Raw genomic sequence first — 12,014 nt, 5'->3', positions numbered from 1 at the left:
CACCCCGCTGCCGACGTCGCGCAACTCACCCCCCGTCTGTGGAAGCAGCACTTCGCGGCCAACCCCCTGCGATCCGATCTCTTCGAAATCTCGAAGTAGTCAAGGACGCTCGTCAGTTACCGCTTACGTACGTGTAGAAGATCTCGGCGTGCCCCAGATAGGTCGACAGTGCCAACATCATCTGATCGACGTCGGCGCCTTCGGCATGCCAGAGCATCAGGCGCCGAACGACAAAGGTGTGCCGCAAGTCGTGGAGGCGCGGCGCATCGTGCGCACCGCGATTGACCCAGCCAAGGCTGTCACGCAACGCATTGAAGACACCGTGTGCCTGCCGGTCGCCGAGTGGTTGCCCGAGTCGCCGGCCACGGCTGCTGATGAGGAACGGAGTCTCGGCTGTCGTCAGTACATGCAGTGCGCGTTGCCGTCGGTAGTGTGCCAGCGCCTTGACCGTGGTCGGGTGCAGCGGCAACTGTCGGGACTTGGCGAACTTGGTTTCCCGTATGGTCAGCATCCCGTGCTTGAGATCGACATCGGTATCGCGCAGATGAAGGGCCTCCGACACTCGCAGCCCGGTCGACGCCATCAGGCCGAACAGCGTCTCGAACGTCATCGGGCGCAAACTGCCGCGAGGTCCGAGCTTGCGAGCCGCCGCCAACAGTTCGACGATCTCGTCTTCGCGGTAGATATGCGGCGCCACACGACCGGGGACAGGCCCGAAGATCGACTCGTCCGGCACCTCGGTGTCCGGCTCGAACTGCCTCAGGTATCGGGCAAATAGCCGTACCTTCTCCAGGCGACGCGCCCACGTCCCCGGAGTTTCGCGGTTCCCCTTGTCATGCCGTGCCCAGTCAGCCATCAATTCGACGGTCAGCGCTCCGCGGTGATGTCGACTGGCTACGAAGCGCGCAAAGCCAGCCAGGAGCGTGTTCCACGAATGCAACTTGAATCCAAGACGACGGCGCTCGGCAAGAAAGGCGTCGATCCTTGCCTGCAAACCGGTGCGCCGGCTCATGATCCACTCCCCGGCCACGGCAGCGGCACGGCGGACAGCTTCGGCGTGTCGAGCTTGGCGTAAATCCGAGTGGTTTCCAGCGAGCGGTGCCGCAGTACGTCAGCGACTTCCTTGAGCGAGCTGCCGTTCTCCACCAGACGGCATGCCAGGGTGTGACGCAGCGCATGCGCGCTGAAATGCATGAGACCAATTCGGTGGCCGGCTCGTTTGATCAGCTTCTGGATCGCCATCGACGTAATCGGTTGATCACGTCCTCCCTGGCTGCGGAGGAATATCGCCGGATTGCTGGAGTGCGGGCGCTCATGTTGCAGATAGTCGGCCAGCGCCTGTCCGGTCTCCATTGGCAACGGCAGGATGTCTTGGCGCAGCGACTTGGTGCCCCGCAGCGTCACCGTACCTGCATGCCAGTCGACGTCCCTGATCATGAGACGAGCGATTTCTCCATTTTCGAATGGGATAATGATCGGATTTCAGTCTCACTGGGCTAAGCCCGCCGGCTAGCGTATCGATATGGAATTGAAAGCCCATTTGTCGAATATCCACAAGGTGATCATCGGTCACGTAGAGCAAGCCCGGTCCGAAATCGTGGCGGCGATCGCCTAGTTCACGGACCGTGACATCTTCGAAGTGCTCTGCAAGAAGGCTCGCGAGGGAGTCAAGGTGTCGGTCGCACTGATCGACGAGATCAATCAGGGGCAAGGTGGGCTGAATTTCCACCGGCTGGGCACACTTGGTGGCACGGTGACTTTCCTAGTGCAAAAATCAGCCACCACCATGCGAAGATCGACGATTGCGTGACGCACAAATTCACCGCCTCGCATCCGCAGAAAAGTCGCCTTGAATTGCACCAAATGTAAACCTATCGTAACAAGGTCTCTTCCGCCAGAGACGATGGGCTACTCCACCCAGACTTGTGCATGTGCAGGGAACCGAGCACTTGCCGCTCTACCCACCACATGGACTACTTGGCTGCAACTCATAGTCATTGCGACGCTTCAGCATGATCAAATGATCAAGTAAAGATCGTTATGAAAGATCTGTTCTCCCGCCGCATTCCAACTTTGATATCCGGCGCACTCGTCTGGTCATCGTTGGACGCTCTCCTTGTGAGGTCGGAGCAGGCTTGGTCCACTGACGGTGTCGTAGGTCAGATCTTTCTAGGTCTAGTTACACCTTCATTGTGTCTATGGCTGATCTTTCTGTTTGCGGTTTGGAGAAAAGAGAAGTCAACGCCGTGGGTGCTATTCGAAGCACTAACGGCTCTTGTGTTGCTGATTGTTACTTTGACCTTCTCGGAATCTCCTCTGCCAATTGCGATTGTGCTAAATGGGTTAATCTTCCAATCTTGGTTGAGATTATCCGACTCATTGTCCGTTCTGTTCGGCCTGCTTCTTACAGCGAGCATCGTCATGGCGTTTGCGCTGCTGGCGGCGCGTGTATTTAGAATATCAGACCTCCTCTCGAGCTTCATAGGATGCGTTGCGGTTATCCCGATAGGTACAATCATTTTGGGAATCACCTATCAGTGGCAGTTCCATGCAATAGGTGCTCTCGGATATACGGGAATTGCCTTAGGTTTTGCCGTTGGCGACCTCCTAGGAACGGCAATTTTTGCAACCTTACGCCGATGGTTCGCCTGGGTAAGGTTGCGGAGTTCGAGTGTGCATAAGATTGCTCCCTATGCTGCAGCTATCGTACCGGTAACTTTTGGCGTCGGCGCCCTCATATACTTTCTGTTGCCACCTCTAGATCGGGACATTTCGAATCTTATGTTCCCCTGTCTAGAACGGTCGCCGTCGATATTGCCGTATCCGATTCGCAAACGGCCGGAATGCAGCATTGCAGTTGTGACACCCGAATACATTGCAGCTGAGACTTATAGCTCGAGCTCACAGGATGCCGGGAAAAACGTTCGCTTGAGGATTCCTATAGCGATTAGAAACAACTCTTCTGAACCGTTGATCATAGACGACATCGGTGACATTGAATATGGTCTGCCATCAGGAACCGGCTACCTGTACTGCGATGGATTGAACAAGGGGGCATACCTTGAATTCGAAAGTGAGAAATTCCCCGCGACGATTGCGCCCAGAAGTGATCTCATCGTCTACGGTTTGGTGAGTGGCTTACCTTGTTTCGCAGCACCCCTGACTGGCGTGCATTTGGAAAGCCTGTCGATAAAGCATATGCGAGCGTTACTTTCTGAAATATGGCCGGCGCAAGAATGGATGGTTATTCCGTCTAGTCGGATTTCAGTCCGGTTGAAACTTCCAAGGATGGCTGTCGGTATCAAGAGAGATATTTTTGTAGTTGTTCCTCCGTCTGGAGTAACACATGAGCCGAGTCTGTTTCTCGATCAGTTTCTTAAGTTATTTAGGATAAGTGAGGGCGCCAAAGTGACTGGCGATCAAAATGAGTTGCTTACGCGCGCTACAAACCAGAAGGTCAAGGCGCTCCTGCAGGAGTTGAAACCGGACATGGATGCCCAAGCCGTAAAGGATCGTATTGGACAACCAATCGGAACGCGCATTGACATGCTGCGTGTTTCAGAGAATGACGAAAGGGAAGTAGAGCGCTGGCTATATCCATGCAAGCCGATTGATTCTCAGGCTAGCCGATTTTGCTACTTTACCGTTAGCTTCGTGAAGTCGCGTGTCGCTGGGTGGTTGATTAGAGGGTTAGACGAAAAATTGCTCGATGATGCGATTGCAAGTTTCACACGCCAAATAGAAGAATCTGTCCATACAGAAGCTGATGCGGCAAGGTTGCTAGGACCACCTTCTTGGAGGGTGCATAACACATGGTATTACATGTTTCCGGAATCCCCGAAAGACGTCATTATCAAGCTCGACTTTATATTTGGCTTCTTTTTAAATTGGCATACTGAGATACTCTTTCGTTCCGAGACAGGTGCCGAAGCAACGGGGGTCGGTATAGCCGAACTCTGGCTTCAGCATGAGCGCCCCCCGACGCGTTCGCAACCACACACGCCTTAATTTGTAGGGAACATCGCGCAGCATCGCCGGGGGCCGGCGTCTCCAAGACCGACTCGACCCGTCGCGTATGCGCGAATGGCGGCTCTTGAGCGGAAGCTCGACCGTCTCCTCTTGGCCGGGTCGAGCCAAAGCGGGGCTCAAGTTCGTCGCCGTAAACCTGTCGTCCAAGGTGAACGTGCTCGCGAAATCCTGGCCGGATCTCCAACGGCCGGTGATGGCCGAGGCCGTGTAAAAACGGTCGCCGATGCGCCAAGAATCGGTCGTTCCGGCGCCCTGCGGCGGAATCGAACGAATCTGAAGGCGGCAAATCAGCTCAGTTGAGCTTCAAAAGGGCCCTTTCAGGCCCTCATTGCCACCATCAGCGCCTCATTCCCCATCAGCTTCATCGCTCGCTTCAGGTTGTACGCCAGAACGTGCAGACTCATCTCGGTTTTGACGCGTTCGAGGCCTTTGGTCAGGAAATGCGTCGCCCCCATCCACGCCTTTAGGGTGCCGAAGGGGTGTTCGACGGTCCGACGTCGGATACGCATGCTGTCAGGCGCCTCATCAAGCCGCGCCTGCATGACCTCGAGCTCTTCCTCATGCACCCAACGGCTGACGCGTCGATAGTCACCCGGCGTGCATTTGGATTTGATCGGGCAACGCGGACAGTGGGAGCTCCAGTAGCGGTGCGTCGTCAGCCCGGCCTGAACGCTCGTGTAACGCCAGATCAGGCGCTCGCCAGCCGGACAGGCGTATTCGTCATACTCGCGGTCATAAACAAAATCAGCTTTGTCGAAACGACCTTCAAACTTTGCACCGGAGGTGCTGCTCTTCGGGACGAGTGGCACGATGCCCGCCATGTGGCAGGCAAGGATTTCTTCGCTCTTGAAATAACCCCGATCGGCGATTGCAGTGAGGTACTCCACCCGCATCGCCTTGCGCGCTTGCGTGCCCATCTTGCTCAGTTGATCCCGGTCGAGCCCGTCGTGGTTACTTCATGCGCCACAATCAGGTGGTTCTTGGTCTCGACGGCCGTCTGCACGTTGTAGCCCACGATGCCCGTGCCCCGCGTCTTCATGGAGCGGGCGCCGGGATCCGTGAGGGAAATCTGCTTGTCAGGCGTGTTCTCGAGCTGGGCGCCGATCGCTTCGAGTTCCTTCATCCGCGCCTTCAGGGTCGTGATCTTGTCCTGCAACCGCTCCTTCTTCACCTGCGCCACGGCGGGCCCTTGCCGGTCGGCGCTGTCCAGCTCGACCAGGTAGCGTTCGATGCTCGGCTCGATCTCTTCCATGCGCCGTTGCAGCTTGGCGCTGGTGAAGTTGCGATCACGGTTATTGACCGCCTTGAACTTGCTGCCGTCGATCGCGACCACGGCTTCGGCGAACAACCCCAGTTCCCGGCACAGCACGACGACCTGGCGACAGACGCCTCGGATGCCCTTCGGATTGTCCTTACGGAAGTTGGCGATGGTCTTGAAGTCGGGCGTCAGACGCCCGACGAGCCACATCAACTCGAGGTTGCGTTGCGCCTCGCGCTCCAGGCGCCGACTCGATTGGATCCGGTTCAGGTAGCCGTAGATATAGAGCTTGAGCAACGCCGCCGGGTGATAGGCGGGTCGCCCGGTGGCTGCCGGATCGACGCCGGCGAAGCCCAGCTTGCGCAGATCGAGTTCATCGACAAAGACATCGATGACCCGAACCGGATTGGTCTCGGAAACGAAGTCATCCAGCCTCTCAGGCAGTAACGCCCCCTGTGTGCGGCTCTGTCCTTCGACGAATCGCTTCATGGCACCTGATCACCCTGATGACGATGCCGATATCATGCCATGGCGATCGTTTTTACACAGCCTCGGCCATCACCGGCCGTTGGCGATCCGGCCAAGATTTCGCTCGCTGGATCGTTCTGGGCGACCGGTTTACGGCCGCCAACTTGAACCCGTCTTGGCTCGACCCGGTCATGAGCTGCCGGTGACGTTTCTTTCCCTTGGCCGACGTTGACGCTTCCGTCAGCGGCCATTCGCCCGTAAGCACCAGTATTCGCGGACGATAGACAGCTTTGTGAGGACTCCGGACGCTGGACATCGGCTTGGTGAGGTCAGGGCTCGGCCAATACATGCCAACGCTCATCCCGTCCCAACGGTCACCCAGGTAACCGCTGAACTCCAACAACTACGGCGCGCTTTTGTTGTTCGGCCTTTGCCATCCTTTGAGTCTGCGGGCTGAGCGTGGGTCGAGGGACAGCCTCCCGAAGCTCAGCCACGTTCCGTACTTGCATATTCCAAAGCCGCCATCTATCAAGATAGGGACATTTTCGTGCCCAGTTGATATTTTGAGCGCGGCATTGCGCTCAAAGACAATAGACATCAGCATCAATTAGGAGAACAGATTTTCATATCCGCGTACTTATGCAGTCTCTGGTGCTTGTCTATGTGGGCTATCCATCTGGCTTTGATTGAATTGCAATCAAGATGAGCCAAGTATGTTATTTGAAATTTTGCGCCTGCATAGGCTTAAAAATCGAGAGCATTAACTCATAATACTGTGTCTGAAGAGGCTAACATGTACATCTACGATTTACTTTACAGAAAAGAGACGGGACCTAACGGTCAGCATCAGTGGTTTCTTGCTAGCAATCCGAATGCGCATGATCCTGCGTTGATTAATGCGTTGAATCAGCTTTCTGTTAATGGTTGGGATGTGGTTGGAATCGGAGATTTTGGATACGGAAACCCAACTGGGCTTGATGAAATTCTTCTGCGTAAACAAAGAGGTTGAACCCTAAGCTGTATTCACAATCAAGCGAATGACGCACTGTGGATCCGCACGCTAACAGCAATCCACGTGCCTGACAATTAGCAGGCCCTAAGAAGGACGAACATCAGCTTCTGACTGGATTCAGTGGACCGCTATGGAAATCTTTGCATAGCGACCCGTGCCAGCCACTCGCCAGTCTCGCCCGTACTGGAGATTGGCGAGCATCCTGAATGAAGGGCCGCTCTGACGTTATTTGGTGCGTAGCCTCACGGGTGGTAGGAGAGGGCCGATCCCGCAGCTTGTCTTGCGGTCCAAATGACATGTGCTATACAAATATGGGGCACCAAGAAGGCCTTATGGCATAGGCAAGGTGGATCGACGCCGTCTGGTAAGTCGGCGGACGAGAAACTGTTTTCTGATTAGTGATGAGCCTCAGTCGGTAGTCAAAGGGCTCCTCCCCTTCAAGGGGAGGGAGAAGCCCGGCCCTGCGCTTGACTGAGTATCGTCACCAATCTCGAACTGCTTTCTTGCTTTTGGGAGCGAAGCTAGAAGCTTCCGGTACTAAGGCGTATAGCAGTAGCAACGTTGCGTTGCAGACGCTGACTGGGAAATTTGGCGAACTGCGAATTGCCGTGTAAAGGTTCTCGATGCTGGGAATGCCGGGCCTAGACGGCGAAGATGCGGTCCTCGGGTCGCTTATTGTTGATTTGATGTGTTGAACCGGTCTCGTGGTGACATCGACTATTGACAAATGGGGCACGTACCTAAAATGAAAATCACAGTCCTTATATCGAGTGCTCCATTGCTGCTGGGAGGCTGCGCTTCCTCATTGGAGACGTTCGATGCGTCTGGTACCCAGTCAGTCGGAGTTCCTATTGCTACTCCTGTATTGGTGAAGGTGACAGAAAGAACCTCCTTTGCGGTTAGTCCAGATGGCGCTGACTATGCGAGATACTGTATTGAGGAGGTGAATGCCAGGTATCAGTTCCTCGCAATTGGGGAACGGTCGTATGTCACATTCAAACCGGCGCCGTTGGGGAAAGGCGAGTTCAAACTGGAGTTCACGGACGCAGGGGCACTAAAGATGGTGTCACTCAATTCGGACGCAAGTGCTGGAGTGGAACAGGTGACCGGTTTAATCGGTTCCGTGCTCCCTTATGTGGCGGCGCCAAAGCCAGTTCCTGACGCGAGGGCCGCAGTGTCCGAGGTTGCCGCAGAAAAACTCAAAGAAAAATACTGCCTTAAGAAGGGCACCGAGGTCTTGAGGGTAGAACGGGTGAAAATCGAGTAAATGGGCACAGGCACCTACCCACGGCATGATCAGTACGCTGGCTGGCTGGCTGGCGGGTGGGAAGATCTTTGCAACCAGGATTCCCGGCGGAGCCCATGTCCAACGCTCATCCTAGTGGCAAAAAAGAAATGAAAAGCGCACATGTGGCGGTACGCCTAACGATCCTGTTTCTCACCTTGATCATCATCCATGCCCATCCTGCACTTGCTCAGTACGCCTTCGAGAAGGAACCTGGACGCCATGCATTAGTGATCGGCAACTCAAACTACGATCCTTTCGGCAAACTTCCCAGCGCATCGCTAGACGGCTTTAAGGTAGCAGAGCGTCTACGCGATCTCAGGTTTTCGGTAACCCATGTAACGGATCTACCGTCGGTGCGGCATTTTGAGGACGAGGTATTGCCCGCATTTAGAAGGCCCATCGAGCCAGGCGATCTAGTAGTCTTCTATTTCTCCGGACACGGATTCTCTTACGGGCCCACGAATTATCTTGCTCCCATCGACCTTCCGTTAAGGATCAAGGAGGGCGACCTTCCGACGCGGGCGATTGCGCTCGAAAACGTTGAAGACTATTTTGTCGCACGCCAGCCGGGCCTCGTGCTTATGGTGATTGATGCCTGCCGAACGATTGCCGGCTTTGTTGTCAGTGACGAGCACAACGCGGAGCATGCTTTCAAGGGCGTTGTTCAGCCACGAAGACCGCAGCACAATGTGAATACGATGGTCGCGTTTGCTTCGCGCCCGGGTTATCTAGCGCTCGCCTCCACGGCTCAGGATCAACTAAGTATCTTCACAAGTAGGCTGGTAGAGTACATCACAAGGGAGGGGTACGAATTCGAGCAACTCATGAAAGAGGTCGGCGCTGACGTGAGCATTGAGACTAATGCTCTGCAACAGCCGGGGATGGAGGTCTGGTCTTATAGTAGTCTGTATCTGAAGCCGTCTGCGGCGATCCTTGACCAACAGAAACTAGCTTGGAACATCGCACTCGAGAGTAACCTCGAGAAAGCAATCCGGTTATTCAGCATGCGGCACTCGGTCAGCCGTCACGCCGCGGCGGCGCGGAAATGGCTGGAGGATAACTCTCTGAGCGGTCTTGCACCGCGGTATACCCTAGTTTCGCCAGTGGCCGTGGAGCGGGCGTGGCGGCCGGTGGCCCTCAGTTCTGGAACTACTCTGACCCCGACGCGTGTCGCTATTGTTCCGCCAACCGCAGCTTTTGCGTTCAGACGGTCCCTTGACGTCGAGGCGAGCGAATCCGTTAAAAGTTTGAGTGATCGCGAGCTTGGGTTGGTTCCGTCCGGTGTCACTCGCGTTGCAGCCACCCCATCTAAGATAAGTCGCGACATGCAGGTCGTCCTCGCGCATGCTGATGTAGTCACAACTCGAGAAAGAGCCGCCCGAACCGCTCCGTCGTCGGCGGCACCCGTGGCAGCTCGGGTGCCATTCGGAACTCAGATCACCGTGACCGACGTCAAGGACCTTGGGAAAGAAGGGATATGGGTGAGCGCATACATACCGGGCATCGCAAACGAACTATATCTACCGGTTAGAGCGAAGGTGGGCAATGCTGCTCCGATTGAGCTAGGGCGCTCGCTGCGAGAGATCGTAGTACGTCCTCAGGCCTCCGGCATCCCCGATCTGGTGGAATCAAGGCCCATCGGTGAGGCCATTTCCACATTAAAAGCGGAGGGCCGCACTGTTACGTGGATTTCAATCGCAACCGCTGCGGCTAGCAGCAGCAAGGAAGCAGATGCGCGAACCATGAGGCGATTTCACGTCGAGTATTTGCTGAAACAATTCGGCATCGACGGTCGCCGCATCACCGCAGTTGCCAACGCCGCAGATTTTTCTGACGACGGCGTACGGGTGCGTTTCTTCGGCTTCTAACATCGACGCAGTCACTCTCGTAGCTTTACGAACAAGGAGATCAACTATGCGCACGTCTTTCCTGTTTGCGGCAATCTGGACGGTGCTATCAGCGTCTGTGGTCCATGCGGCAGACGCGCAAACACAGCGCATGGCGACGCTTACCGCTGAGAGAAGCGTTGTCGGCTCTGCGGATTATCGCGATACCGTCAATCGATTTCTTAAGGGCTTGGAACCAAAGATTCTTGGCGGAAAGCCAGCCCTCGCGGGCGCCTTTCCGTGGCAGGTTTCACTGACGGTCTCCTGGATCGCCGACCCTTATAAAGCGCACTTCTGTGGTGGAACTGTATATTCCGCGACATGGATCGTGACGGCGGCGCATTGTGTAGAGGGCAATGATCCCCGAGACATTGTCGTGATCGCGGGCACTCACGTGCTTGGCAAGAGCGGCACCCGCCACAACGTTGAGCGCATCATCTCGAGGTCCGATTTCAACAAGCCTTTGAGATGGGACAACGACATCGCCCTACTTCAACTTAGGGATCCGCTTGCCCTAGGTGTCAGTATCAGGCCGATACCACTGGTGACCGAAACGGAAGAAGCGGTCTTGCTTAAGAAGGGCGCTGCACTTGTTGTTACCGGCTGGGGGGCAACTACGGAAGGAGGCCAGCCTGTCAGGGATCTCCAGTTTGTTGAGCTGCCCTTTGTTGAACGCGATACGTGTAATAGACCTCTCGCTTACGACGGCGCAATATCCAACAATATGCTCTGCGCCGGCAATGAGGTTGGGGGCAAGGACTCGTGTCAAGGGGACAGCGGTGGCCCACTGATCGTTGACTCGCGGCTGGACCCGAAGCTTGCTGGTATTGTAAGTTGGGGAGAGGGATGCGCGCGCGCCAACCGGGTAGGCGTATATACACGTGCTGCCAGGTACGCCAACTGGGTTAGCTCTTGCGTAACCGCCCCCGAAACCTGTGAATAGTCGCTTCGCCAGATAGAAGTGAATCGCCCCGGGTTTGGTGGAGGCTCTAACTCTTGAGAAGATAGAGCCATGAAGAAGTCAGTGAAGTTCTCCCCTGAAGTCCGTGAGCGGGCCGTACGCATGGTGGCCGAGTGTCGCGGTGATCATCCGTCGCAATGGGCGGCCGTGGAATCCATCGCCGCCAAGATCGGCTGCACGTCGCAGACGCTGCTGACCTGGGTGCGTCAGCATGAGCGAGATACCGGCCAGCGCGAAGGGCCGAGCACCGCGGATCAGAAGCGCGTCAAGGAACTGGAGCGCGAGGTCCGTGAGCTGCGTAAAGCCAATGAAATTCTGAAGCTTGCCAGCGCGTTTTTCGCCCAGGCGGAGCTCGACCGCCGATTCAAGTCCTGAGGTCTTTCGTCGACGGGCATCGTGATGCCTTCGGGGTCGAGCCGATCTGCAGGCAATTGCAGATCGCCCCGTCCGGCTACCGGCGCCATGTGGCTCTGCAGCGCAACCCTGAACAACGCAGCCGGAGAGTGCAGTGCGACGAGGTGTTGATGCCCGAGATCGAACGCGTCTGGCAAGCCAACCTGCAGGTCTATGGAGCAGACAAAGTCTGGCGGCAACTGAACCGGGAAGGTGTCGCGGTGGCCCGCTGCACGGTCGAGCGGCTCATGCGCCGTCAGGGTTTGCGGGGCGTCGTGCGCGGCAAGGTCGTGCGCACCACGATCAGTGACAGCAAGGCGGCGTGTCCGCTGGATCGGGTCAATCGGCAGTTCAAAGCCGACCGCCCCAACCAGTTGTGGGTCTCGGACTTCACCTATGTCTCGACCTGGCAAGGCTGGCTGTATGTGGCTTTCGTCATCGACGTCTTTGCCCGGCGCATCGTGGGCTGGCGTGTGAGTAGTTCCATGCACACGGACTTCGTGCTCGATGCGCTGGAACAGGCGCTGTACGCCCGCCAGCCAAGTCCTGAAGAAGCCTTGATCCACCACTCAGACCGAGGCTCGCAGTACGTTGACCCTGTCCCCGTTTGATGGACGCCATGAAGGGTACTGGGCAGCAAGTTATCCACGGGCGCGCGCCTGCGGCGCCTCATACGCAGGCAGAGCGCGCGGCGGTGGATAACTTGCGGTGCCAATCGG

Annotated in this window: 8 protein-coding genes, 2 pseudogenes and 1 other annotated feature; of the genes and pseudogenes, 7 read left to right on the top strand and 3 right to left on the bottom strand. The window is 56.3% G+C overall.

The genetic code is table 11. The features are described from left to right. Positions 1-112 precede the first annotated feature (112 nt). Both GPA27_RS26350 and GPA27_RS26345 read right to left on the bottom strand, forming a co-directional pair. Positions 113-1,012 carry a tyrosine-type recombinase/integrase gene (locus GPA27_RS26350; RefSeq protein ID WP_169143398.1) on the bottom strand — a complete coding sequence of 300 codons (900 nt, stop codon included), beginning with the start codon at positions 1,010-1,012 and terminating at the stop codon, positions 113-115. Then, positions 1,009-1,449 carry a tyrosine-type recombinase/integrase gene (locus GPA27_RS26345; protein ID WP_256223128.1) on the bottom strand — a complete coding sequence of 147 codons (441 nt, stop codon included), beginning with the start codon at positions 1,447-1,449 and terminating at the stop codon, positions 1,009-1,011. The genes GPA27_RS26350 and GPA27_RS26345 overlap by 4 nt, the downstream gene beginning before the upstream one ends. Positions 1,450-1,672: 223 nt before the next feature. On the opposite strand from GPA27_RS26345, the gene GPA27_RS26340 reads away from it, so the two are divergent. Both GPA27_RS26340 and GPA27_RS26335 read left to right on the top strand, forming a co-directional pair. Next, a complete protein-coding gene (locus tag GPA27_RS26340) occupies positions 1,673-1,810 on the top strand; it encodes a hypothetical protein (protein ID WP_169143396.1) in 138 nt (45 codons plus the stop codon). A 230-nt stretch (positions 1,811-2,040) separates the two neighbouring features. Next, on the top strand, positions 2,041-4,008 hold the full coding sequence (locus GPA27_RS26335; protein WP_169143395.1) for a hypothetical protein: 1,968 nt from the start codon (positions 2,041-2,043) through the stop codon (positions 4,006-4,008). Between the two features lie 338 nt (positions 4,009-4,346). Here GPA27_RS26335 and GPA27_RS26330 read toward each other — a convergent pair. Continuing rightward, positions 4,347-5,776 (bottom strand): annotated as a pseudogene (locus tag GPA27_RS26330) (IS1182 family transposase). A 772-nt stretch (positions 5,777-6,548) separates the two neighbouring features. Between GPA27_RS26330 and GPA27_RS26325 the strand changes: the two are divergent. The 5 genes and pseudogenes from GPA27_RS26325 to GPA27_RS26305 all read left to right on the top strand — a co-directional run. Further along, the gene (locus GPA27_RS26325; protein ID WP_169143394.1) at positions 6,549-6,764 is read left to right on the top strand and encodes a hypothetical protein; all 216 of its coding nucleotides are present in this window, start codon (positions 6,549-6,551) and stop codon (positions 6,762-6,764) included. A 748-nt stretch (positions 6,765-7,512) separates the two neighbouring features. Further along, positions 7,513-8,034, top strand: a complete 522-nt coding sequence (locus tag GPA27_RS26320) for a hypothetical protein (protein ID WP_169143393.1) — start codon at positions 7,513-7,515, stop codon at positions 8,032-8,034. A 95-nt stretch (positions 8,035-8,129) separates the two neighbouring features. After that, on the top strand, positions 8,130-9,923 hold the full coding sequence (locus GPA27_RS26315; RefSeq protein WP_169143392.1) for a caspase family protein: 1,794 nt from the start codon (positions 8,130-8,132) through the stop codon (positions 9,921-9,923). A 46-nt stretch (positions 9,924-9,969) separates the two neighbouring features. Further along, entirely contained in the window at positions 9,970-10,884 is a 915-nt protein-coding gene (locus GPA27_RS26310) for a serine protease (protein WP_169143391.1), read from the top strand. Positions 10,885-10,953: 69 nt separating this feature from the next. After that, positions 10,954-11,888 (top strand): annotated as a pseudogene (locus tag GPA27_RS26305) (IS3 family transposase); the annotation flags it as partial. Next, positions 11,232-11,348, top strand: a sequence feature (AL1L pseudoknot). Its footprint overlaps the pseudogene before it by 117 nt. Positions 11,889-12,014 lie beyond the last annotated feature (126 nt).

It is taken from the genome of Aromatoleum toluolicum, from assembly GCF_012911005.2.
GTDB lineage: Bacteria > Pseudomonadota > Gammaproteobacteria > Burkholderiales > Rhodocyclaceae > Aromatoleum > Aromatoleum toluolicum.
This window is presented reverse-complemented; position numbering and strand designations above follow the sequence as displayed.

Bases quoted from the DNA above. Each gene is read 5' to 3' on its own strand.
- GPA27_RS26320 (WP_169143393.1), top strand. From the start codon at position 7,513: ATGAAAATCACAGTCCTTATATCGAGTGCTCCATTGCTGCTGGGAGGC.
- GPA27_RS26335 (WP_169143395.1), top strand. From the start codon at position 2,041: ATGAAAGATCTGTTCTCCCGCCGCATTCCAACTTTGATATCCGGCGCA.
- GPA27_RS26325 (WP_169143394.1), top strand. From the start codon at position 6,549: ATGTACATCTACGATTTACTTTACAGAAAAGAGACGGGACCTAACGGT.
- GPA27_RS26310 (WP_169143391.1), top strand. From the start codon at position 9,970: ATGCGCACGTCTTTCCTGTTTGCGGCAATCTGGACGGTGCTATCAGCG.
- GPA27_RS26315 (WP_169143392.1), top strand. From the start codon at position 8,130: ATGTCCAACGCTCATCCTAGTGGCAAAAAAGAAATGAAAAGCGCACAT.
- GPA27_RS26350 (WP_169143398.1), bottom strand. From the start codon at position 1,012: ATGAGCCGGCGCACCGGTTTGCAGGCAAGGATCGACGCCTTTCTTGCC.